We start from the raw sequence: 24,454 nt of genomic DNA on the forward strand, positions 1-24,454 counted from the left end.
ACCCGTGTTCCTTCTTTTTTAAAGAGAGATAAGAATGCGATGCAGCCCGGAGTAGAGACTACCCTTATCTCGTTAGAGAGAACCGACTATAGTCTGATTAGACGACCAGGATGTTTCTACTTGAGACGGATGTGTTTACCCGATTTTTTTAACCGTCAAGCAGTGCCGGTGTGTCTGTCTGTCGTTTTTCAAACGGGCGTCTGTACAACGAGGCGCCGTCTTAAAGTGGAGGGTTATCATTTGGAACAGCCTGTATATAAACGAGTCATATTGAAAGTTAGCGGGGAATCCCTTGCAGGTCAGAACGGATATGGAATTGATGCGGATACGATCGGTTCAATCGCAGAGCAGGTTCGCGATGTCGTAGAGCTTGGTGTGGAAGTGGCCATCGTCTGCGGCGGCGGAAACATCTGGCGCGGCATTGCCGGCAGCGCGAACGGGATCGACCGAGCGACTGCGGATTATATGGGGATGCTCGCAACCGTGATGAATTCCCTGGCGCTTCAGGATGCATTGGAGCAAATCGGAGTGCCGACCCGTGTGCAAACATCCATCTCCATGCAGCAAATTGCAGAACCGTATATTCGTCGCAGAGCGATAAGACATCTGGAAAAAGGCCGTGTCGTTATTTTCGCGGCGGGAACGGGTAACCCATACTTCTCCACCGATACGACTGCAGCGCTTCGCGCAGCGGAAATCGAAGCAGAAGTGATTTTGATGGCTAAGAACAAAGTGGACGGAGTGTATTCCGCTGATCCATTTAAGGATGAAACTGCTGAGAAATACGAGCAGCTTACGTATCTTGATGTATTGAACAAAAACCTTGGGGTAATGGACTCTACAGCTTCATCGTTATGTATGGACAACAACATTCCGCTCATCGTATTCGCCATAACGGAGCAAGGCAATATCAAGCGTGTCGTTCTGGGTGAGAAAATCGGAACGATTGTCAAAGGGAGTGTAGATTAATGCCGCAATCAGTGAAAAAGAACGCAGAAGAACGCATGGAAAAAGCGATTTTGGCTTTGAGACGCGATCTGGCTACGCTGCGCGCAGGACGGGCAGCGCCAGCCCTTCTCGACCGGATTACGGTTGAGTACTACGGAGCGCCTACGCCGATCAACCAACTGGCAAACATCAGCACGCCGGATTCCCGGACACTGATGATTCAGCCTTGGGATAAGTCGTCTTTGGCAGATATCGAAAAGGCGATCATGAAATCGGATCTCGGATTGACGCCGGCGAACGACGGCATGCAAATCCGCCTGGTGATTCCTGCACTCACGGAAGAGCGCAGAAGCGAATTGGTCAAAATGACCAAGAAATTCGGCGAGGAAGCGAAAGTGGCCATCCGCAACATTCGCCGTGATGCCAACGATGACATCAAAAAGATGGAGAAAACGGATATTTCCGAGGACGAGTCCCGGAGACATCAGGAAGATATCCAGAAAACGACGGATAAATTTATCGCGGAAGTCGACAAAGTCCTCGTTGCCAAAGAAAAAGAGATTATGGAAGTGTAAGAGACTTGCGGCCCCTCCGGTTATGGTGGGGTTTGTCTCTTTTTTGCAGAAAGAAGCCTGGAGGAAATGGAATGATCAAACGGGTTCGATCGTGGTTGAATCAGGAGGACAGTCAGCAGACGCATCAGCTCTCTCCGGACAACATCCCTCATCATGTGGCAATTATTATGGACGGTAACGGACGCTGGGCTAAACGGCGCGGCATGCCGCGAATCGTCGGTCACCAGAACGGCATGAAGGCTGTCAAAAGAGCGGCCATCGCCGCCGATGATTTAGGGATCAAAATATTGACGATGTATGCTTTTTCGACGGAAAACTGGACTCGGCCGAAGGAGGAAGTGGATTTTCTTATGAAGCTTCCCCAGGAGTTCCTGGCCATTGAGCTGGAAGAGCTCATTGAGAAGAATGTCCAGGTCAGAATGATGGGGCATCCGGAGGACCTGCCGTCCCATACGGTGTCCGCGATGGAAGAGGCCGTTGCCAGAACGGCGGACAACACGGGGCTTGTGCTGAATTTTGCGCTTAATTACGGCAGCCGGAAAGAGATCACCGAGAGTTTTAAAGCGCTCGGGCAGGAAGTGCGTGACGGAATTCTTCGTCCTGAAGATATAACCGAGGAACTGATCGGTCAGCGGCTCCTCACAGGCGATTTGCCGGATCCGGATCTGCTTATCCGGACGAGCGGGGAATTGCGTTTGAGCAATTTCATGCTTTGGCAGCTTGCTTATAGCGAATTATGGTTTACCGACATTTATTGGCCGGAGTTTACCAAAGAACATTTGGTCGCGGCAGTTGCCGATTATCAACATAGAACACGGCGCTACGGTGGACTGTCGTAGCCGATGGAGGATGGGTCATATTGAAGCAGCGATTGATTACCGGAATTATAGCGGGCACGGTCTTTTTGGGATTATGTTTCATCGGTGGACTGTCGTACCATCTTCTTATCCTGGCCATGGCACTCATCGGATACTATGAGTTTGTGAAAATGACGAAAACGGCGCCGTTCGGTGGAACGGCGTGGATCGGTTATGCAGGAGTGCTGCTGCTGGTGTTCCCGTGGAATTTGCTGAATATCGATGTTCAGCTCCCTTGGGAACACGCGATATGGCTCCTGCTTCTGCTGTTCCTGCTGGCAACGGTGACCACGAAGAATGCCATTGATATTCAACGGGTCGCTTTGCTGTTCCTGGGTGCAGTCTATGTCGGCATCGGCTTCTCCTTCATCGCCGAGTCGCGGCATGCGGAGGACGGTCACGGCATCTTTTGGACGTTCCTTCTGCTGGGCTCCATCTGGGCGAGCGATGCCGGGGCCTATTTTGTCGGGAAGGCGGCAGGGCGGCATAAGCTGTGGCCTTCCATCAGTCCGAACAAAACGATCGAGGGTGCACTTGGCGGTGTCGTCATCGCTGTGTTCACATCCCTGATCTTTTCCTTTTTCTCGAATGGATTATTATCGGCCGGACAAGCCGTTCTGATCGGTCTGTCTTGTGCCGTCATCGGTCAGCTGGGAGATCTGGTGCAGTCCGCCTACAAGAGGGTGTACGGCATTAAGGATTCAGGCAGCCTGCTGCCCGGGCACGGCGGAATACTGGATCGCTGCGACAGCTGGATCGTCGTATTCCCGTTCGTACATATGCTTGGCCTTCTGCCTTACTGATGGAAAGGAAAGATGTATTTATGAAGAAAATCAGCGTTCTCGGGTCTACCGGCTCGATCGGTACACAGACTTTGGATGTCGCCAGGATGCATCGGGACCAGTTTCAGATCGAAGGTTTGGCTGCTGGGAGCAACGTGGAGCTGCTGCTTCAGCAGGCGAAGGAATTTGGGCCGCGTAAAGTTTCGGTCGCAACCAAGGAGCTCGCGGACCTGGTGAAGCATTCCCTGCCTGCCGGAACGGAAGTGTTCTATGGGCGGGAAGGCTTGATCGAGATCGCCGCCGGAACGGATGCCGAGCTGGTGGTCACGGCGGTCGTGGGAAGCATGGGACTCCCATCCACCCTGGCGGCCATCGAAGCGGGGAAGAACATCGGACTTGCGAATAAGGAGACACTGGTAACGGCAGGGCATCTGGTGACTGCGGCGGCAGCGGCGAAAGGGGTCAAGCTTCTTCCCATCGACAGCGAGCATTCGGCCATATTCCAGTGCTTGAACGGGGAACGGTACGAGGATATCGAGCGGATCACGTTAACGGCGTCCGGCGGATCCTTTCGCGACTACACGCGGGAGCAGCTGGTGAACGTAACGGTTGAGGACGCATTGAAGCATCCGAATTGGTCCATGGGGGCCAAGATCACGATTGATTCGGCAACGATGGTCAACAAGGGGCTTGAGGTGATCGAAGCCCATTGGCTGTATGGACTTCCCTACGAGCAGATTTCCGTATTGCTTCATCCGGAGAGCATTATTCATTCCTTCGTCGAGTTTCGGGATTCCAGCATTATCGCGCAGTTAGGCAACCCGGACATGAGAGTGCCAATCCAGTATGCCCTGACGTATCCGGAACGCTGGAATTCTCCGGCACCAAGGCTTTCGTTGGCGGAAGCGGGCAGGCTGAATTTTCGAGAAATGGATTTTGAACGCTTTCCGTGTTTAAGGCTTGCCTATGAATGTGGTAAAATGGGAGGGACGGCGCCAACCGTATTCAATGCTGCCAACGAGGTGGCGGTTGCCCGGTTCCTGCGCAAGGAAATCTCCTTCCTTCGGATCGAAGAGATCATCGAGCAAGTGCTTGAGCAGCACGAGATCCATTCGGAGCCGACGCTCGAAACGATCGAAGCGAGCGATCAATCCGCGCGCGAGCTTGCTTCCAGACTATAGGATCAGATGTCACATCATAATCTCCCTTGAAAAAAGCTGACAGCTTGTGATTCTCTTGTGGACGACAGGAGAATAATGATAATCTATAGGGACATACTGCGTTCTCAGAGGAAAAGGGGGATGTACGGATTTGGAAATGCTGCGGATCGTTTTTTTAACGGTGCTCATGTTTTTTGTCATTGTCACAGTGCATGAATGGGGGCACTATTACTTTGCCCGGCGTGCGGGGATCTTGGTGCGGGAATTTGCGATCGGCTTTGGACCGAAGCTGTTCTCTTATAAACGCAACGAAACGCAGTTTACGCTTCGCCTGCTGCCTTTCGGCGGATATGCGCGCATGGCGGGCGAAGACCCTGAACTGGTTGAAATTCATCCAGGTCAGACGATTGCGGTCCGATTGAATTCGGACAATCAGGTAAAGAAGATTTATTTAGACCAGCTCGACAACCGGAAGAACGTGATCCGCGGAGAGGTCGAATTCATGGATATGGTGGATCGGCTGTCGGTGCGGCTGGATGTGGACGGCGAGCACCAGCAGTACCAGATTCACCCGCAGGCGATGACCGTGGCCAAAGGCATTGAGACCCAGATCGCGCCAAGAGACCGCCAGTTCGGCAGCAAGACGGTCGGACAGAGAGCCTTGGCCATCTTTGCCGGGCCGGTGATGAACTTTATTCTGGCTTTTGTTCTGTTCGCGCTGCATATTCAGATGGCGGGCATTCCGGTCGAAAATCCGACTTATGTGCAGATCGGAGAGATTACAAAAGGCATGCCGGCCGATGAGGCGAACCTGAAGAAGGGTGACATCATCGAGAGCATTAACGGTGTTGCCATCGGCTCGGATTATCAGAAGATGATCGAATTGATCGCGGCATCCAAGGACAAGCCGATGGATTGGACCGTCCGCCGCGGCGACGAATCCTTCGAGCTGACACTGACGCCGCGCACGATGGAAGGCCAGGAAGGCGGCAAGGTCGGGATCGTTCCTGAGCTTCCGACCAGATCGGCAGGCATCGGTGAGACGATTACGGGCGCGGGTACCGCGATGGTAGACACGACAAGCATTATTTTCCAAGGGTTCAGGCAATTGATCCAGCAATTCTCGATGGATGATCTTGGAGGCCCGGTCCGCACATTCGAAGTGACCGGACAGATCGCGAAGCAAGGAATTGAACAGCTGACCTATTGGGCGGCCATATTGAGCTTGTATCTCGGCATCTTCAATCTGCTGCCGATTCCGGCGCTTGACGGCAGCCGGCTCGTGTTCCTCGGCATAGAGGCATTGCGCGGGAAGCCGATTGATCCGAACCGGGAAGGCATGGTGCATTTTATCGGCTTTGCGATGCTGTTTCTGCTGATGATTGCCGTGACGTACAATGACATACTTCGCTTAATCAACGGATAAAACATCCAGCGGGGTGTACCCGTGCAGCGATCAGCCGTAAGCTCTCTTTGCATAGGAGCGGCTTTACGCTGAAGCTCTCGGATCTTTAGCCTCCTGGGGTTTTCCGTTACCGGCAGGCCTCTTCCCGAATGCACGAGTGATACGAACCGTCATTCGCAGGGCCTGCTTACACATATCGCCAATAGCGCCGCATTCGGAAGCAGGCTTACAGCACAATCGCCCGAAGAAGCGTTTTAATAATGGGAGGAACAGGATTTTTATGTCGAAGGAATCGAAGGATAAACAATTCGTGACGGAGATCATGCCGCAAGGAGAGGACTTCTCCCGCTGGTATATCGATGTCATCAAAAAAGCGGACCTGATGGATTATTCGCCGGTCCGGGGCTGCATCGTGTTCAAGCCGGACGGCTATGAAATTTGGGAGCATATCCAGGAGGAGCTGGATCGCCGTTTCAAGGAAACGGGGCACCGCAATGCGTACTTCCCGCTGTTCATTCCGGAAAGCTTCTTCCAGAAAGAGAAAGAGCATGTAGAAGGCTTCAATCCGGAGCTGCCATGGGTAACCGAGGCGGCAGGAGAAAAGCTGGAGGAACGTCTGGCGATTCGACCGACGTCCGAAACGATGTTCGGGCATATGTACTCCAAATGGATTCAATCCTATCGCGATCTCCCGGTGAAGATCAACCAGTGGGCGAACGTGGTACGTTGGGAGAAGCGAACGCTGCCGTTCCTCCGTACAAGCGAATTCCTGTGGCAGGAGGGCCACACGGCTCATGAAACCGAAGCCGAGGCTCGGGAAGAAACGATGCAAATGCTGGACATCTACCAGGATTTTGTTGAGAACTATTTGGCTATTCCGGTGATTAAAGGACAGAAGACGCCATCGGAGAAGTTCGCCGGAGCCGTCGACACGTTCTCCATCGAAGCTATGATGAAGGACGGACGAGCTGTCCAGGCAGGGACGTCCCATTATATGGGCACCAATTTTGCGGAGGCCTTCGAGATTCAGTATTTGAACCGCGAAAATACGCTGGAGTATGCCCACACCACATCTTGGGGCGTCAGCACGCGTCTGATCGGCTCCTTGATCATGGTTCACGGGGATGACCGAGGATTGGTGCTCCCGCCGAAGGTTGCGCCGACTCAGGTCATTATGATTCCGATCGGTCCTCCGAAGACTCGTGATGCCGTGGTTGGCCGTACGGACGAGCTCTACCGTGAATTGAAAGCGGCCGGTATCCGGGTTCGCGTGGACGATAATCCGGATGTGCGCCCGGGCTGGAAGTTTAATGAGTATGAAATGCGCGGCGTTCCGGTGCGTCTGGAGATCGGACCCCGTGATATGGAAAACGGGGTTTGCGTGCTAGTATCCCGAATCACCGGCGAGAAGAAAGTCGTCGAGCAGGCCAATCTGGTCCAAGAGGTTCAGAGCATGCTGGAGCAGGTGCATCAAGAAATGTATAACCGCGCGAAGCAGTTCCGCGAGGATCATTTCTATTCGGTGGATACACTGGACGAGATGAAGGCGAGCATGGAAGAGAAGCGCGGATTTACCCTGGCGGGTTGGTGCGGCTCCGGGGCTTGCGAGGATACCGTAAAGCAGGAGACCGGGGCGACCAGCCGGAACATACCTTTTGAGCCGGGCGAGACGAAGACGAAATGTCTCGTTTGCGGTGATGATGCGAAGCATACCGTACTGTTTGCCAGAGCGTATTAATATACCGATAATTTGATATTCCGGGTAGAGGGAGGAGGGCTGCAGATTGCTTCTTCGTTCTCCTGTACCCGGAATATGTGCGTCTGGAGCAAGCTTCCGGATGGCAGTAGACCCATCGCTCTGTTTCGAGGCAGGACGTGTGGATGCTGCCGGCGGAAGCTTCTACTGTTTTTATAAGCATTTCGCGTGAAAACTTAGGGGGAGGGAACCATGGGCACAGCAGAAGATAAAAGGAAACGGCTTGAACTGCTGATGAAGCAGGGCGAAGTTCCGGCCAATCTGGTGGAACCCTATTTCTTGGACGGTATCATCGAGCAGGTGGAGACGAGCCGGGCGAGCAAGGAGTGGAAGATTACGATCCTGAAGGAGTCGCTCGTTCCCGCCGAGGTGTATCGGACCTTCTGCCTGAGAATACAGGAGAAGATGAATCATATTGCCCGCATCGTATTTGTATTCCGGTATCAGGGCAATGTGCAGGCTGCCGACATTGTGCAGGAGTACTGGAATTTGTTCCTGGAGTGGGTACACCGTGAGATTCCATCCGTTAACGGCTGGATGACCCGGGCCCGGCACGAGGTGGAGGACGGGCAGCTGCTGCTGACGATGTCGGACGGCATGTCGCTCGAGCTTGCCCGGAAGAAGCAAATCGATACGGCCATCACCCGCTTCTTCAGCCATTACTTCGATCTGCAGCTCCGCGTTAAAATGCAGGTCGGCGATAATGGGCAGGCTGCCTATGAGGAATTTGAGCAGCGCAAGCGGCAGGAAGAGCGGGAGGTTATCGAGCAGCTCATGAGCAGCCTGGAAGCCGAGATGGATGCCGGTGACGAGGATGAGGCTCCGGACCGGCTGCAGGTCGGCTACGACATAAAGGACCAGCCGGTATCTATCCAGGATATCCAGGACGAGGAGAAGAAGATTACGATCCAAGGTACAATCTTTGGCTTGGACCGAAAGGAACTGCGAAACGGCAGCACGCTGTTCACCTTCAATTTGACCGATTTCAGCGATTCCTTGCAGATGAAGATGTTTGCCAAGACGAAGGATGATCTGAAAGTGTTGAGCCTGCTTGCCGACGGCAAATGGGTTAAGGCGAGAGGCCGGGTGGAATATGACCGGTTCATGCAGGTGCCGGAGCTGGTCATGATTCCTACGGATTTGTCCGAGGTGAAAGCTCCGCCATCGCGAAAGGATAATGCGCCTGAAAAGCGGGTCGAATTCCATCTCCACACGACCATGAGCACGATGGATGCCGTTACGCCGATCGACCGCTATATCAAAACGGCGGCGAGCTGGGGACATAAGGCGATTGCCGTCAGCGATCATGGCGGTGTACAGTGCTATCCCGACGCGGCGAAGCATGCGAAGAAGAACGGGATCAAGATGATTTACGGACTCGAGGCGAACGTCGTTAACGATGCGGTGAATATCGTGGAGCAGGCGAAGCCGATCGAGCTGAGCAGCGCAACCTACGTCGTCTTCGATATCGAGACAACGGGTCTGTCGATAACCGCGAACAAAATTATCGAGCTGGCCGCCGTCAAAATGCATGAGGGCAAGGAAATCGACCGGTACGCGACATTCGTCAATCCGCATGAGCGGATACCGTACCATATTCAGCAATTGACAAACATCAACGATGATATGGTAAGGGACGCGCCGGAGCTTGAACCGGTTCTGAAGGAGTTCGTCGAATTCGTTGGGGACGCGGTGCTTGTCGCGCACAATGCAAGGTTCGACGTGGGCTTCATTCAGGCATCGCTGCAAAATGCCGGCATGGACACACTGGACAACCCGTATCTGGATACCCTGGAGCTTGCGCGGCTTTTGCATCCGGGGATGAAAAACCACCGGCTCAACACGCTTGCCGATAAATACAAGGTTGCGCTCGAAAGCCATCACCGTGCGATCGATGATACCGTTGCACTCGCGGGCATCCTGAACGGACTGCTTGCGGACGCGGACAAAATGAAGGGGATCAAGATGCTGGACCGGCTGAACGACTACGTCGGCATGGACCTGTCCAATGCGCGTCCGTTCCACTGCGGCATTTATGCCTTGAACATGACGGGCAAGAAGAATCTGTACAAGCTGGTGTCGATGTCGCATACGGAGTATTTTAAGCGCGTGCCTTGCATACCGAAATCCAAGCTTCAGGAGATGCGCGAAGGCTTGCTTGTATTGTCCGGTTGCGAAAAGGGCGAGTTTTTCGAGACGGTGCTCAACAAGACCGAGGAAGAAGCGGAAGAAATTGCGGCCTTCTATGATGTGCTGGAGATCCAGCCGCTGACGATGTATATGCATTTGGTGGATAAAGGCCTGGTCGGCAGTCCCGAAGAAATCAAGACGGCCATATCCAAAGTGGTGCGGATCGGCGAGAAGCTGAACAAGCCGGTGATCGCCACAGGTAACGTGCACTATCTGGAACCGCGGGACAAGCTGTTCAGGGACATTACGATCCATGGTATTACCGGATTCAGTCCGCTGAAGGATATGCGCAAGCCTGATGCGCATTTCCGGACAACGGAGGAGATGCTGGAGGAATTCGAGTTCTTGGGCGAGGATAAGGCTTATGAAGTCGTCGTAACCAATACGTCGGAGCTGGCAGACCGGTTCGAAGAGCTGGAGCTGTTCCCGGATAAGCTGTTCACTCCGATCCTGGAAGGAGCGGACGAAGAGATCCGCAACACCTGCTATGAGACAGCACGGTCGATTTACGGGGACGATCTGCCGGAGGTTGTCGTAGCCCGGCTGGAGAAGGAGCTTGAGCCGATTATCAAATACGGCTTCTCCGCGAACTATCTGATCTCCGAGCGCCTGGTAAAAAAATCGAACCGCGACGGATACTTGGTCGGCTCACGGGGATCCGTCGGCTCTTCGGTCGTTGCCACCTTCCTCGGCATTTCCGAGGTTAACCCGCTGCCGGCGCATTACATCTGCCTGAACAAAGAGTGCAAGCACAGCGAGTGGTTCCTCGACGGCAGCGTGCCGAGCGGCTTCGACTTGCCGGACAAGGCTTGCCCGAACTGCGGCAACATGATGAAAGGCGAAGGACAGGATATTCCGTTTGAGACGTTCCTCGGCTTCAAAGGGGACAAGGTTCCCGATATCGACTTGAACTTCTCGGGGGAATATCAGCCGCATGCCCATAACTTTACGAAGGAAATGTTCGGCGAGAAGAGCGTGTTTCGGGCGGGGACGATCGGTACCGTCGCCGAGAAGACGGCGTTTGGCTTTGCGAAGAAATATGAGGAGCATCATAACAAGCGTTGGCGTGGTGCGGAGCTGAACCGGCTAGCCGCTGGCTGTACCGGCGTGAAACGAAGCACCGGTCAGCATCCCGGCGGTATCGTCGTTGTCCCGGACTATATCGAGGTGGAGGATATCACCCCGGTTCAGTATCCGGCCGACGATGTCAACGCCGAATGGAAGACCACGCATTTCGATTACCACGCCTTTGATGCGAACCTGCTGAAGCTTGATATTCTGGGACACGATGATCCGACGATGATGAGGATGCTGCAGGATCTGACCGGCGTCGATCCGACGACGATTCCGATGAATGATCCGAAGGTAATGAGCATGTTCAACTCCACGGAAGCGCTCGGGGTAACCCCGGAGCAAATCCGTTCTCCGGTGGCGACCTACGGCGTTCCGGAAATGGGAACCAAGTTCGTACGGCAGATGCTTGTGGAATCCCAGCCGTCCAGCTTTGCCGACCTGCTGCAAATTTCCGGCCTCTCACACGGTACCGGCGTATGGCTCGGCAATGCGCAGGAGCTTATCAAGAACGGCACATGCAACATCAAGACGGTTATCGGCTGTCGTGACGATATCATGCTGTTCCTGATCTACAAGGCCGGGATGGATGCAAGCCTCGCCTTCAAGATTACGGAGAGCGTGCGGAAGGGTAAGGGGCTTACCCAGGAATGGATCGACGAGATGAAGCGATGCAAGGTGCCTCAGTGGTACATTGACTCCTGTCTCAAAATCCAGTACATGTTCCCGAAAGCCCACGCGGCTGCATATGTTATCTCGGCAGTGCGTACCGCGTATTTCAAGCTGTATTATCCGATCGAATACTATGCGACGTACTTCTCGGTCCGCGCCGAGGATATTGATATTGAGCTGTGCTGTCAAGGATATGAGGCGATTTACCGCCGAATCGAGGAGATCGAGCAGCTCGGCTTCGGAGCCAGCGCGAAGGAGAAAGGCATGCTGCCGATCCTGGAAATGGCGCTGGAAATGACGGCCAGAGGCTTTACCTTCAAGAGCATCGATCTTTATCGTTCGGATGCAACGAAATTTACGGTTGACGGAAATTCGCTCATCCCGCCGTTCTCGGCCTTGGCCGGTATCGGCGAAAACGCCGCCCGCAACATTGCGGCCGCGCGCGAATTCGGCGAGTTTTTATCGATAGAAGATTTCCAGCAGAAGTCCAAGGCGAGTAAGACGGCGGTGGAACTTCTGACCCAGATGGGCTGCTTCCGCGGTTTGCCGGAGAGCAATCAGCTCTCATTATTCTGATTTCTTCATATCTCTCAGGGCGGGCCCGTTGCTGCTCAGGAGGCTTCCTTGACAGTCAAGGAGTCATACTTGTCACTATTACCAGACTATGTTATAATTTTTTTGGTAATCATGGAGATAAAACCGTTGTGTAAAGAGTGGGGCAACCCACTCTTTACTCTTTGGTATATAGGAAATCAACTTGGAGGTTATGTTCTTTGAGCACATCAAAGATTAAAACGACTGTGGAAGAAATGGTGCAGCCGTATCTGGATGAACACGGCTTCGAACTGGTCGATGTGGAATACGTAAAGGAAGGAAGCAGCTGGTTCCTGCGTGTGTTTGTAGATAAAGAAGGCGGCATTGATATTGACGATTGCGGAGTAATCAGCGAATATCTGAGCCAGAAGCTGGATGAGAACGATCCGATTCCGACCGCTTATTTTCTCGAGGTTTCCTCTCCGGGCGCCGAACGTCCGCTTAAGAAGAAGGAGGACGTCGCCAAGGCTGTCGGCAAGAACGTATTCGTTACGGTATACGAGCCGGTCGACGGGCTGAAGGAATTCGAGGGCAAGCTGGAGTCCTTCGAGCAAGAAGAGCTTGTTATTCAAACGGGCAAGAAGCAGCACGTTATTCCATATGCAAAAGTAGCCAGCGCCAGATTGGCCATCATTTTTTAGACGGAAGTTTTGAAAGGGGGAACCGATTTTCAATGAGTATGGATTTTATTGAAGCGATGAACGAGCTGGAGAGAGAGAAGGGCATCAGCAAAGATGTGTTGTTTGAAGCCATCGAGGCTGCGCTGATCTCGAGTTACAAGCGTAACTTCAACACTGCGCAAAATGTCCGTGTGGACATGAACCGCAATACCGGCGTCATCAAAGTGTTTGCACGGAAGCTGATCGTTGAAGAGGTTCTGGATCCGCGGACGGAAATTTCGCTGCATGCGGCACGCGAAATCAATCCGCATTTCCAGCTCGAGGATATCGCCGAGATCGAGGTAACGCCTCGCGATTTCGGTCGAATCGCGGCTCAGACGGCGAAGCAGGTCGTTACGCAGCGCATTCGGGAAGCCGAGCGCGGCTTGATCTACAGCGCGTTTATCGACAAGGAAGACGATATCGTCACCGGTACGCTGCAGCGCCAGGACCTTAGAAACATCTACATCGACCTCGGGAAGATCGAAGCCGCGCTTCCGCTTACGGAGCTGATGCCGAACGAGAAGTTCAAGCATGGCGATCGGATCAAGGCGTATATCACGAAGGTCGAGAACACTACGAAAGGTCCGCAAATCATGCTCTCCCGCACGCATCCGGGGCTGCTCAAGCGCCTGTTTGAGCTGGAGGTTCCGGAAATTTTCGACGGCGTCGTCGAGATCCGTTCGGTTGCGCGTGAAGCGGGCTACCGCTCCAAGATTGCGGTTTACTCTCGTAATGAAGAGGTTGATCCGGTAGGCTCCTGCGTTGGTCCGAAAGGGATGCGCGTTCAGACGATCGTGAACGAGCTCCGCGGGGAGAAGATCGACATCGTCCGCTATTCCGATTCGGTTGAGGAGTACGTGGCCAACGCCCTCAGTCCTTCGAAAGTGCTTGAGGTTCAAGTGTTCGAGGATGAGAAGATGGCCCGCGTCATTGTTCCCGACTACCAGCTCTCACTGGCCATTGGCATCAAGGGCCAGAATGCGCGCCTTGCAGCTAAATTGACAGGCTGGAAGATCGATATTAAGAGCGAAAGCCAGGCGGAGCAGGAATTTGGCAGACCAAAATCCCAATCCGGTGAAATGCACCAGGATTCCGTCTCCGTGGATTAATTCCGAAACAAGCGGGGGGGTAAGCGTCTTGAAACAGAGAAAGATACCGCTGCGTAAATGTGTGGCATGTCAGGAAATGATGCCGAAGAAAGAGCTGATCCGGATTGTCAGAACGCCCGACGAGGCGGTCATGATTGATCTGACCGGCAAAAAGTCGGGCCGCGGCGCTTATCTATGCGGCAAAGTTTCCTGCTTCAAGCTTGCACACAAAAATAAAGCTTTGGATCGAGCGTTGAAGCAGCAAGTGAAACCTGAGATCTATGAACAATTGGCCCAGGATTTCATCAAGGTTGAGGATGAATTCCTGGCTGCTAAAGAGCGTGCAGCCGATGATGAATAGGGCGCTTTCTCAGCTCGGCCTGGCCATGCGGGCCGGCAAGGTGGTTACGGGTGATGAGATCGTGCTCAAAGCCATCCGGTCTTCAGAAGCAAAGTTGGTTATTCTTGCGGGTGACGCCTCAGATAATACTAAAAAAAAGTTCCGCGACAAATGCGGTTCTTATAACATCCCTCTGGTAATCGGATTTGACCGGGAAAGTCTGGGCACAAGTGTAGGTAAACCCGAGCGGGTTGTGCTGGCCGTTACGGATCAAGGATTCGCAGAAATGATCTCCAGAACAATGGAGACAATGTCGGAGGTGGAGTATATTGAGTAAACAAGAAAACAAAGACAATAAACTTCGCGTATATGAATACGCGAAATCGCTGAATATGAGCAGTAAAGAAATTATAACGATCCTTAAGCGTTTGAACATTCCGGTTAACAACCACATGAGCGTCATGGAGAACGATACGGTATCCAAAGTTGAGCAGTTCTTTAAGGATATCAAATCGAATGCGGCAGCCAAGCGTGACGGTGCGGACGCTTCCCGCGGCGAGAGCCGCAAGCCGCCCGTGTCGGTTGCTTCCAGCTCTTCCGCTGCTGATGCGAAAGTAAGCAGCGGGCAAGACGGCTCTCGAAATGCAGGTCAGCGCGGTCAAGGTCAAGGTCAAGGTCAACCCAAAAAACAACAGGAAAAGCAGGTAGGTATGAATAGTAGAAATCATCAAAATAACCAGAACACATCCGGTTCCCAGCGTCCACAAGGACAGGGACAGGATTCTCGCAGAAACCAATCAGGCCCGGCTCAAGGAAGCCAGAACCAAAATCGCAGCAACCAGGCACCAAGACAAGGTGGAACAGCAACTGGCTCCCGTCCGCAAGGCGGTACAGCAACCGGCTCCCGTCCGCAAGGCGGAGGTCAAGGCGGTGCTCGTCCGCAGAACAACGGCGCTCAAGGCGCTTCGCGTCCGCAAGGCAGAACGGGACGCAATGACTCCGGCAGCCAGAACAACAGCAACGGTCAAAACAACCGGGGCGGAAGAAACAATAACAACAACAATTCCAAGCGGTTTGATGATAACAACCGCCAGGGCGGTTTCCGCGGCAACAATCGCGGTGGGAAGAATAACCGCGGACGGAACCAGAACAACCAGCAGCCGCCTCGTGAGAAAATCGACAACACGCCGAAGAAAATTATCGTCCGTGGCGACATGACCGTCGGTGAAACGGCGAAGCTGCTTCATAAGGACGCTTCCGAAGTCATCAAGAAGCTGATTTTCCTCGGCGTGATGGCCACGATCAACCAGGAGCTGGACATCGAGACGATTCAGCTGCTTGCAGGGGAGTTCGGTGTCGAGGTTGAAGTGAAGATTCCGGTGGAAGAAGACCGGTTCGAGACAGTCGAAGAGAATGACGCGCCTGAAGATTTGAAGGAGCGCCCTCCGGTCGTTACCATCATGGGTCACGTCGACCACGGTAAAACGACGCTGCTGGATGCGATCCGTTCCACGAACGTGAGCGGCGGCGAAGCCGGCGGCATCACACAGCACATCGGTGCTTATCAAGTTGAAATCAACGGCAAGAAGATCACCTTCCTGGATACGCCGGGCCACGAAGCGTTTACCGCTATGCGTGCACGCGGTGCGCAGGTTACGGATATGACGATTATTGTTGTCGCAGCCGATGACGGCGTGATGCCGCAGACGGTAGAAGCGATCAACCATGCGAAGGCGGCAGGATTGCCGATCATCGTGGCCGTGAACAAAATCGACAAACCGTCTGCCAACCCGGATAAGGTGAAGCAGGAGTTGACCGAATACGAGCTTGTGCCGGAGGAATGGGGCGGAGATACGATCTTCGTTAACGTTTCGGCAAAACAGCGCATGGGTCTCGAGGATCTGCTCGAAATGATTCTGCTTGTTGCCGAAGTGAATGAATACAAAGCCAATCCGGATAAGCGTGCCCGCGGTACGGTTATTGAGGCGGAGCTGGATAAGGGAAGAGGCCCGGTTGCACGTATCCTTGTTCAGCACGGAACGCTGAAAGTCGGCGATGCGTTTGTAGCGGGCAACTGCTTCGGCCGCATCCGGGCGATGGTGAATGATAAAGGGCGCCGCCTGAAAGAAGCCGGTCCATCCACGCCGGTTGAAATTACCGGTCTTACGGAAGTGCCGGGCGCAGGCGATCCGTTCATGGTGTTCGAGGACGAGCGCAAGGCGCGTTCGATCGCCGAGAAGCGTGCGGTCACGCAGCGTCAGTCTGAGCTTAACACGAATACCCGCGTAACCCTCGACGACTTGTTCAAGCATATCAAGGACGGCGAGATCAAGGATCTGAACGTGATCATTAAGGGTGACGTACAGGGCTCGGTTGAAGCCTTGAAGAGCTCGCTTAACAAGATCGAAGTGGAAGGCGTACGCGTAAAAATCATCCACAGCGGCGTCGGAGCGATCACGGAATCCGATATTATTTTGGCGGCTGCTTCCAATGCGATCGTCATCGGCTTTAACGTCCGTCCGGATGTTCAAGCAAAACAGACATCGGAGCAGGAGAAGGTTGACGTGCGTCTGCACCGTGTCATCTATAATGTAATCGAGGAAATTGAGCAAGCTATGAAGGGGATGCTCGATCCGGAATATAAAGAAACCGTGATCGGACATGCGGAAGTCCGCAACACCTTTAAAGTGAGCAAGATTGGTACGATTGCAGGCTGTATGGTTACTTCCGGAAAAATCTCGCGCAATGCCGAAGCCCGCTTGATCCGCGACGGCATCGTCATTCATGAGGGCAAGATCGATTCCCTCAAGCGTTTCAAGGACGACGCGAAGGAAGTGGCACAAGGCTACGAGTGCGGTATTACGTTGGCCAGCTACAGCGATGTGAAAGAAGGAGACGTCATCGAAGCCTTTATCATGGAGACGGTAGAGCGCTAATAAACGAGGTGATCAACGATGGCAAAAATCAGAACAGGGCGCGTAGGCGAGCAGATTAAGAAAGAGCTCAGCCAACTGATTCAGACTGAAATCAAAGATCCGAGAATCGGCTTCATTACCGTGACCGGCGTTGATGTGACGAATGACTTGTCACAAGCCAAGGTGTACTTGAGCGTGCTCGGTGACGAAGAACAGAAGGCAGCTTCCTTGAAAGGTCTGGAAAAGGCCACCGGCTTCCTCCGTTCCGAGCTTGGCAAACGGATCCGTCTCCGGCATGTTCCGGAGCTGATCTTCAAGTTTGACGAATCCATTGCCTATGGCAGCCGGATCGAGAAGCTGCTCAACGAAATCGGAGAGCGCGAAGAGAAATAATGCAAGTTCGTAAATAAAGGAGAGGGCGAATGCAGACCTATGAGCAAGAGCTGCAGCAGGTAAAGTCGTTTCTGCTGGAGCACGATGACTATTTGGTTGTGTCGCATGTTCAGCCCGATGGAGATGCAGTCAGTTCCACCCTTGCGGTGGGCTGGCTTCTCTCATGTCTGGGCAAGAAATTCACGATGATCAATGAAGGGCCGATCCCGAAACGAATGAACATGCTGTGGCATGCCGAGGATATTATCAACGGGTCGGAAGAGCTGCCGGATCGGACGTTTACGCATGTGATCTGCGTGGATTGCGCGGATTTTGCCCGGGTAGGGCACATCCGGACGTTGTTTGCCGAGAATGCCAGAATCGTGAACATCGACCACCACCCTACCAATGACCGGTACGGCTCCGTTAACCTGGTGCTGCCTCAAGCCGCCGCGACGGCAGAAATTCTGTATGACTTGTTGAATGTATGCGGGATCACCTGGGATGCCGAGATTGCTACGTCCGTCTATACGGGGCTTCTTACAGATACCGGAGGTTTCCGTTATACGAACACGTCGCCTAAAGTGATGAGCATTGCCTCAGAGCTGCTAGGTCATGGCGTTAACGGGCCGGAGCTCGCGGAGATCCTGCTGGAAGAGATGACTCTTCCCCAGATGAAAGTGCTTGTCGAAGCGCTGAATACGCTCCAGGTGTCGGAGGATGGAAAAATCGCATGGGTGCACGTTACCCCTGACCATATGGAGCGCTGCGGCGCAGCCAGTGAGGATCTGGAGGGGATTGTCAATTATCCCCGCAATATTCAAGGCGTCGAGGTCGGAATCTTGTTTAAGCTTCTGAAATCCGGTATCGTGAAGGTTAGCCTTCGTTCCGCCGGAAAAGTCGACGTTGCCGCCCTTGCCCAAGGGTTCGGAGGCGGCGGCCATGTCCGGGCTGCAGGCTGCAGTCTGGAGGGCCCTTTGGAGGATGTTATCCCTCGCGTTGTGGAGCAGGTGAGACTACGGTTATGACAGAGTTGGAAGGTATTTTGGCCGTGCATAAGCCCGCCGGCTGGACATCGCATGATGTGGTAGCCAAAGTAAGAGGAATTGTCCGCATGAAACGGATTGGCCATACGGGTACGCTTGATCCGGAGGTTACGGGAGTGCTGCCCCTGTGTTTGGGCAGAGCGACGCGAGTCGTGGAGTATATGCAGGAGCTGCCGAAGGAGTATGAGGCTGTTCTGCGTCTTGGATATGCTACGGATACGGAGGATGTCACAGGTACGGTCATTGAAGAGGCAGAAAGCGTACTGGTGACGAGGGAGGAAGCGGAGGAAGCGCTGCGTTCGTTTGTGGGTGAAATCTCCCAGGTTCCCCCGATGTATTCCGCCGTCAAGGTAAACGGCAAGCGTCTGTATGAGCTTGCGCGGGAAGGGAAGACCGTTGAACGAAAAAGCCGGACCGTCACCATTCATGAGATTGAGATGACCGGCTATGACGCCAGCGGCGCCTATCCCGAAATATCGTTTCGGGTGCTGTGCTCCAAAGGTACATATATCCGCACATTGTGCGTGGATATCGGCCGCAAGCTCGGCGTTCCTTCCGTCATGGTTCGGCTTGTACGCACGATCTCGGCCGGCATTCCGGCAGCCGACTGCCTGACCCTTGAAACCATTGAACAGCTTATGAAGGAAGGACAGCTTCAGAATAAGCTGATTCCGGTCGACCGGGCGGTCTCCCATCTTCCGGCTCATACCGTATCGGATGAGAAAGCGGAAGCTGCCCTGCAAGGACAGCGCTTGTCCGCCAGAGCCGTGGAGCCTCTGGTTGAAGGCGACGAGCCGATCCGGCTCTATGACAGCCAAGGAAGCTTTCTTGGAATCTACAAGCGGCAAGCCGAATCAGGCGCGATCGTGCCAGTGAAGGTATTTTCAAGATAGCGCTTGTTCTAGTTGAATGGAGGTGAGAAACATGAGGATTGTATCGTTGTCCTACCCCATAAATCCGGAGAACGTATTGGAAGCCGGCGTGCCGAAGGTCGCGGCCATCGGACAATTTGACGGTCTGCATCTGGGTCATGAGAGCGTGATTACGACGGCCGTCGGAATTGCGCGGGAGCAAGGGCTTCCTGCCGCTCTCATCACCTTTTATCCCCATCCCAAAGATGTGATCGGCAAAGGAAATTATGAGGGCTACCTTACTCCCCAAGCTGATAAGGAAAAGCTGCTGCAGGAGATGGGAATTGATATCCTGTACGTTGTGGAGTTCAACAAGGCGTTCTCTGAAGTCAGTCCGGACGCGTTCGTATCGGACATGCTGCTCCCGCTCTCGCTGCAGACGGCCGTGGTCGGATTCGATTTCCGTTTTGGTCATAAGGGAGCGGGAGATGCCGTCAAGCTTCAGGCATTAAGCGAAGGGGCGATGTCTGTCGTCACCGTTCCGCCATTCTTAGTGGATGGAGAGAAGGTAGGCAGCTCTTCTATCCGGATTGCCCTGCAGACCGGACAGCTCGCGGATGCTAACCGGTGGCTCGGCAGAAATTACAGCATTCGGGGAACCGTAATCCACGGCGAGAAGCGCGGAAGGCAGATCGGCTTTCCGACGGCGAATCTCGAGCTGACGGATCCGTACGTCATCCCGGCCCTGGGCGTGTACGCCGTGCGTGCCCGTTCGGATCAGGAGGGGGGCTGGATTGCCGGGGTCATGAACGTCGGTGTCAAGCCAACGTTCCATGAAGGCATCACGAAGCCGATCTTCGAGGTGCATCTTTTCGACTACAGCGGCGATTTATACGGTCAGGTCATGACGGTGGAGATGGTTCAATATATTCGGAAAGAGCATAAATTCGAATCGGTGCAGGAGCTTGTCGAGTGGATTCACCGGGATGCGGTCGAAGCCCGCAGGATTCTCAAGGACATGGAATAGGGCAGCACGCTTTTTCGATAAATTAGCGGATCGGATTTTCTTTTTTCGGAAAAGTATGCTATACTCTTAGAGGTTGCCCGGGATTCGGGCAATTTAACCTTGGCTTGGATGTTTGATCTCACCGTCGGTATCTGGGCCAACGGCGATTATGACGAAGGAGGTGAACAGGATGGCATTGACTCAGGAACGTAAACAACAACTGATTGACGAGCACAAAACTCACGAGTCCGATACAGGATCTCCAGAGGTGCAGATCGCTATCCTAACGGAAAACATTACGAACTTGACTGACCACTTGCGTACGCACAAGAAGGATCATCATTCCCGCCGTGGATTGCTGAAAATGGTCGGCCAACGCCGTAAGTTGCTTGCATACTTGAAAAACAAGGATGTAAAACGTTACAGTGCTTTGATCGAGAAGCTTGGATTGCGTCGCTAATCATCCATAGGATTTACCGAAAACAGCCTGGTTGTCCACTGTCCTTCTTGGAACGACAGCGGCACAACCGGGCTCTTTTCTAAGTATTATGGAAATTGCTTTCGTTTGCCCGCTTTCCTGTAAAGCCATGCTGTTATTCATAAGCCGAGGCTTTGCAGCGAAAGATATTCACATAGATATTGATATACCCGATTCGCCTTCCACAAGCTTTAAGCTTCTGCCGGCGTTTCCCGCTTTCGTCATCGAGTGTTCCAAGATGAGTTCGTTGTTTGTCGTACATAAGCTCGAGCAATAGAATCCAGTGAAACACTCCGATCGATCAAACGGGCGGCATTATTAAAGATGATGCTGTTTTTAGGCAATACTGAAAGCTAGAAGACGACAAAAAAATTTATCCCTATGAGGAGGGAATACATGGAAACTAGTGTTGAAATGCAGCTTGGCGGAAGACCTCTCGTACTCGAAACCGGTCGGCTGGCCAAGCAGGCAAATGCGGCTGTTATGGTCCGTTACGGCGACACGGCGGTTCTCTGTACGGTGACGGCTTCAAGTGAGCCGAAGGATTTGGATTTCTTCCCGTTAACGGTGAACTATGAGGAAAGATTGTATGCGGTTGGTAAAATCCCGGGGGGATTCATTAAGCGGGAGGGCAGACCGAGCGAGAAAGCAATCCTTGCAAGCCGCTTGACAGACCGTCCGATCCGGCCGCTGTTCCCGGAAGGCTTCCGCAACGATGTACAGGTCCTTAATCTCGTCATGAGCGTGGATCAGGACTGCGAGCCGGAAATTGCCGCGATGATCGGTACCTCTGCAGCGCTCAGCATTTCCGATGTTCCGTTCAACGGACCGATCGGCGGCGTGGCGGTAGGACGCGTTAACGGCAATTTTGTCGTGAACCCTACAATTGCAGAGCAGGAAGCCAGTGACATTTATCTCGTCGTTGCAGGTACGAAAGACGCGATCATGATGGTTGAGGCCGAAGCGAATGAGGTTCCGGAAGAAGTGATGCTGGAAGCGATCATGTTCGGTCATGAGGAAATCAAGAAGATTGTGGCGAAGATCGAGGAATTGGTGGCCGTTGCCGGCAAGGAAAAGATGGAAGTGAAGCTCCATGCCGTAGACGAAAACGTCAATCGCGAGGTTCGCGAGTTTGCGGAGGCCCGCCTTGTCGAAGCCGTTCGCATTGAAGAGAAGCATGCCCGTCAGGATGCCATCGATGCGATTAATGAAGAGACTTATACCGTATTTGAGGAAAAGTATATTGAAACGCCGGAACTTTTGAAGGATGTTAAAGAGGTTCTTCACGACATCGTGAAGGAGGAAGTCCGTCGTCTCATTACGCATGACAAGGTTCGTCCGGACGGACGCGGCCTGTCCGAGATTCGTCCGATCGAATGCGACACGGGTCTGCTTCCAAGAACCCACGGCTCCGGCTTGTTCACGCGCGGTCAAACGCAAGCGCTCAGCGTATGTACTTTGGGTGCCCTCGGCGATGTGCAGATTCTTGACGGCATCGACCTGGAAGAGACCAAGCGCTTCATGCACCACTATAACTTTCCGCCGTTCAGCGTAGGTGAGGCTCGTCCCCTCCGCGCGCCGGGTCGCCGGGAGATCGGACATGGTGCTTTGGGTGAGCGTGCACTGAGCAAGGTTATTCCTAATGAAGCCGAGTTCCCGTACACGATCCGCCTGGTATCGGAAGTGCTTGAATCGAACGGATCGACTTCCCAGGCGAGCATTTGCGCAAGCACGCTGGCGATGATGGATGCCGGTGTACCGATCAAAGCGCCTGTAGCAGGTGTAGCCATGGGCTTGATTAAGGACGGAGAGCATGTATCCATTCTGACGGACATCCAGGGAATGGAGGACCATCTCGGCGATATGGACTTCAAAGTTGCCGGAACGCCGGATGGGGTTACCGCCATTCAGATGGATATCAAAATCGACGGCATTGACCGCGCGATTTTGCAGGAAGCACTCCAGCAAGCAAAGGAAGGACGCATGCATATCCTCGGCAAAATGATGGAGGTCATCAAAGAACCGAGAGCAAGCTTGTCCCAATATGCGCCTAAGATCATCACGATGCAGATCAATCCGGACAAAATCCGCGATGTCATCGGAGCCGGCGGCAAAATTATCAACAAAATCATTGAGGAAACCGGCGTGAAGATCGATATCGAACAGGATGGACGCGTATTTATCGCTTCTTCGAATGAAGAGATGAACCGCAAAGCCCTTACGATTATCGAAGGCATTGTGAAGGAAGTCGCGGTCGGCGAAATTTATACCGGTACCGTCAAACGGATCGAGAAGTTCGGCGCGTTCGTGGAAATTTTGCCTAATAAAGACGGGCTGGTTCACATTTCCCAGCTGTCGACCGAGCGGGTGGCGAAGGTGGAGGATGTTGTTGCCATTGGTGACGTCATCACCGTTAAGGTCACGGAAATCGATCAGCAAGGACGCATTAACCTGTCGCGCAAAGCGGTATTGACTGCGGAAGCGAAGTAAGCGCGGGCCATGGCCTGAGCGTCCGAAATAGCAAATGAAGAAAGAGGCAGAACCTGATTCTGGCTCTTTTTTTGCGTCTAGCTCGCCATACACCCTCATACCGAGGCCGCAGCTCTACTTTTGGCTCATAATTCCGGAGCCCGGCACATAAAATGGGACAAAGCTGCCTGAGGGGGAGTGGGAGAGCCCATGAAAGATAAGAAAATCGCCGTGCTCCTGACCGGTACCGCATTGGTATCGGCTGCCGCCGTGTTCAGCGGCGCGTGGGGTTATGTGTCCGGACTTGAGCCCGCGGCAAATACAAAGCTCGTGAACAGCAGCAGTCTTACGGGAGCGGTAGTCGACGTGGAGCTGCTCAATCAGATTGAGGCTGCGGCTGCCAAGGAAAGAGTAGAGCCTGTTGACGCGAGAGTGGACAGAGTATGGGAGGCAATCCCCGGCTATAACGGACTTGAGGTCGATGTGGAGGCTACATATAATCTGGCCGTGAAGAACCGGGGGAAGGGAGAGGTCCTCCCGCTCGTATATCGTGAAATTCCGGCCAAAGTAACGCTAAACGACCTGGATCTTGCATCTCACCCGATCTATCGGGGGAACCCGAATAAACCGATGGTGTCGCTCATGATTAATGTTGCCTGGGGCAACGAATTTCTGGAGCCCATGCTGAATACGCTCGATGAGGAAAATATCAAGACCACCTTCTTCCTCGACGGCAGCTGGCTCAAGAAAAATCCGGAGCTTGCAGGCGAGATTGTAAAGCGGGGCCATGAAGTCGAGAATCATGCTTTCACCCATCCCAACATGAGCCGTCTAAGCAGGGAACGCGCCGATCTGGAAATTGCGAAAACGCAGGAGCTGCTTAAGACCAGTTTAGGGGTGGAAAATAAATGGTTTGCGCCCCCTTCCGGCGATTTCAACAAGCAGACGGTAGCGATCGCCCATGCCCGGGGGCTGAAAACGGTGCTGTGGACGCTTGACACCGTGGACTGGCAGCATCCTGCGCCGGAAGCGGTCGTTCAGAAAATAAGCAGCAAAGTCGAACCGGGCTTCCTCATTCTAATGCATCCAACAGACTCCTCGTCGAAAGCGTTGAAGGGCATGATTGACGGGATACGGGCCAAGGGTCTATCGATCGGCACGGTCAGCCAGACGCTTTCGCCTGACCGGATCATGCCGGGTGGAACCTAGAAGTCCAG

The 24,454-nt window shown here is 53.5% G+C and carries 20 protein-coding genes; all 20 read left to right on the forward strand.

Translation table 11 applies throughout. The annotated features are described in order from the left end of the window. Positions 1–240: 240 nt before the first annotated feature. The 20 genes from pyrH (at position 241) to NST44_RS16615 (ending at position 24,446) form a co-directional block, all read left to right on the forward strand. Positions 241–969 carry a UMP kinase gene (gene pyrH, locus NST44_RS16520; RefSeq protein ID WP_028405670.1) on the forward strand — a complete coding sequence of 243 codons (729 nt, stop codon included), beginning with the start codon at positions 241–243 and terminating at the stop codon, positions 967–969. Next, the gene (frr, locus tag NST44_RS16525) at positions 969–1,523 is read left to right on the forward strand and encodes a ribosome recycling factor (protein WP_007128721.1); all 555 of its coding nucleotides are present in this window, start codon (positions 969–971) and stop codon (positions 1,521–1,523) included. Before pyrH ends, frr begins: the two co-directional genes overlap by 1 nt. A gap of 71 nt (positions 1,524–1,594) precedes the next feature. Next, positions 1,595–2,362 carry an isoprenyl transferase gene (locus NST44_RS16530; RefSeq protein ID WP_007128720.1) on the forward strand — a complete coding sequence of 256 codons (768 nt, stop codon included), beginning with the start codon at positions 1,595–1,597 and terminating at the stop codon, positions 2,360–2,362. Between the two features lie 20 nt (positions 2,363–2,382). Continuing rightward, on the forward strand, positions 2,383–3,183 hold the full coding sequence (locus NST44_RS16535) for a phosphatidate cytidylyltransferase (RefSeq protein ID WP_007128719.1): 801 nt from the start codon (positions 2,383–2,385) through the stop codon (positions 3,181–3,183). A 20-nt stretch (positions 3,184–3,203) separates the two neighbouring features. Continuing rightward, the gene (locus NST44_RS16540) at positions 3,204–4,343 is read left to right on the forward strand and encodes a 1-deoxy-D-xylulose-5-phosphate reductoisomerase (RefSeq protein WP_210095132.1); all 1,140 of its coding nucleotides are present in this window, start codon (positions 3,204–3,206) and stop codon (positions 4,341–4,343) included. A 130-nt stretch (positions 4,344–4,473) separates the two neighbouring features. Then, positions 4,474–5,748, forward strand: coding sequence for an RIP metalloprotease RseP (rseP, locus tag NST44_RS16545; RefSeq protein ID WP_007128717.1), 1,275 nt, complete (start codon positions 4,474–4,476; stop codon positions 5,746–5,748). A gap of 259 nt (positions 5,749–6,007) precedes the next feature. Further along, positions 6,008–7,465, forward strand: a complete 1,458-nt coding sequence (proS, locus tag NST44_RS16550; protein ID WP_213616418.1) for a proline--tRNA ligase — start codon at positions 6,008–6,010, stop codon at positions 7,463–7,465. Positions 7,466–7,675: 210 nt separating this feature from the next. Continuing rightward, entirely contained in the window at positions 7,676–11,992 is a 4,317-nt protein-coding gene (locus tag NST44_RS16555) for a PolC-type DNA polymerase III (RefSeq protein WP_213616420.1), read from the forward strand. 197 nt (positions 11,993–12,189) lie between these two features. Further along, positions 12,190–12,651: a ribosome maturation factor RimP gene (gene rimP, locus NST44_RS16560; protein WP_213616422.1), complete on the forward strand. Its 462-nt coding sequence runs from the start codon at positions 12,190–12,192 to the stop codon at positions 12,649–12,651. A 32-nt stretch (positions 12,652–12,683) separates the two neighbouring features. Further along, complete coding sequence (nusA, locus tag NST44_RS16565; RefSeq protein WP_007128713.1) at positions 12,684–13,781, forward strand: transcription termination factor NusA; 1,098 nt, start codon at positions 12,684–12,686, stop codon at positions 13,779–13,781. Positions 13,782–13,809: 28 nt separating this feature from the next. Next, a complete protein-coding gene (gene rnpM / locus NST44_RS16570; protein WP_028405665.1) occupies positions 13,810–14,121 on the forward strand; it encodes an RNase P modulator RnpM in 312 nt (103 codons plus the stop codon). After that, positions 14,114–14,437 carry a YlxQ family RNA-binding protein gene (locus tag NST44_RS16575; RefSeq protein WP_028405664.1) on the forward strand — a complete coding sequence of 108 codons (324 nt, stop codon included), beginning with the start codon at positions 14,114–14,116 and terminating at the stop codon, positions 14,435–14,437. Before rnpM ends, NST44_RS16575 begins: the two co-directional genes overlap by 8 nt. Further along, positions 14,430–17,036 (forward strand): translation initiation factor IF-2, encoded by a 2,607-nt coding sequence (gene infB / locus NST44_RS16580; protein WP_007128710.1) that lies wholly within the window; start codon positions 14,430–14,432, stop codon positions 17,034–17,036. The genes NST44_RS16575 and infB overlap by 8 nt, the downstream gene beginning before the upstream one ends. A gap of 18 nt (positions 17,037–17,054) precedes the next feature. Next, positions 17,055–17,408, forward strand: coding sequence for a 30S ribosome-binding factor RbfA (rbfA, locus tag NST44_RS16585; protein WP_007128709.1), 354 nt, complete (start codon positions 17,055–17,057; stop codon positions 17,406–17,408). 29 nt (positions 17,409–17,437) lie between these two features. Further along, positions 17,438–18,415, forward strand: coding sequence for a DHH family phosphoesterase (locus NST44_RS16590; RefSeq protein WP_007128708.1), 978 nt, complete (start codon positions 17,438–17,440; stop codon positions 18,413–18,415). Beyond that, positions 18,412–19,326, forward strand: a complete 915-nt coding sequence (gene truB / locus NST44_RS16595) for a tRNA pseudouridine(55) synthase TruB (RefSeq protein ID WP_007128707.1) — start codon at positions 18,412–18,414, stop codon at positions 19,324–19,326. Before NST44_RS16590 ends, truB begins: the two co-directional genes overlap by 4 nt. A 31-nt stretch (positions 19,327–19,357) precedes the next feature. Next, a complete protein-coding gene (locus tag NST44_RS16600; RefSeq protein ID WP_007128706.1) occupies positions 19,358–20,311 on the forward strand; it encodes a bifunctional riboflavin kinase/FAD synthetase in 954 nt (317 codons plus the stop codon). A 169-nt stretch (positions 20,312–20,480) separates the two neighbouring features. Continuing rightward, entirely contained in the window at positions 20,481–20,750 is a 270-nt protein-coding gene (rpsO, locus tag NST44_RS16605; protein ID WP_006211281.1) for a 30S ribosomal protein S15, read from the forward strand. A 414-nt stretch (positions 20,751–21,164) separates the two neighbouring features. Beyond that, the gene (pnp, locus tag NST44_RS16610; RefSeq protein ID WP_007128705.1) at positions 21,165–23,258 is read left to right on the forward strand and encodes a polyribonucleotide nucleotidyltransferase; all 2,094 of its coding nucleotides are present in this window, start codon (positions 21,165–21,167) and stop codon (positions 23,256–23,258) included. A gap of 189 nt (positions 23,259–23,447) precedes the next feature. Further along, positions 23,448–24,446 carry a polysaccharide deacetylase family protein gene (locus NST44_RS16615; protein ID WP_210095130.1) on the forward strand — a complete coding sequence of 333 codons (999 nt, stop codon included), beginning with the start codon at positions 23,448–23,450 and terminating at the stop codon, positions 24,444–24,446. Positions 24,447–24,454 lie beyond the last annotated feature (8 nt).

Origin of the sequence: Paenibacillus sp. FSL W8-0919 (assembly GCF_038003785.1) — a bacterium.
GTDB lineage: Bacteria > Bacillota > Bacilli > Paenibacillales > Paenibacillaceae > Paenibacillus_AQ > Paenibacillus_AQ lactis.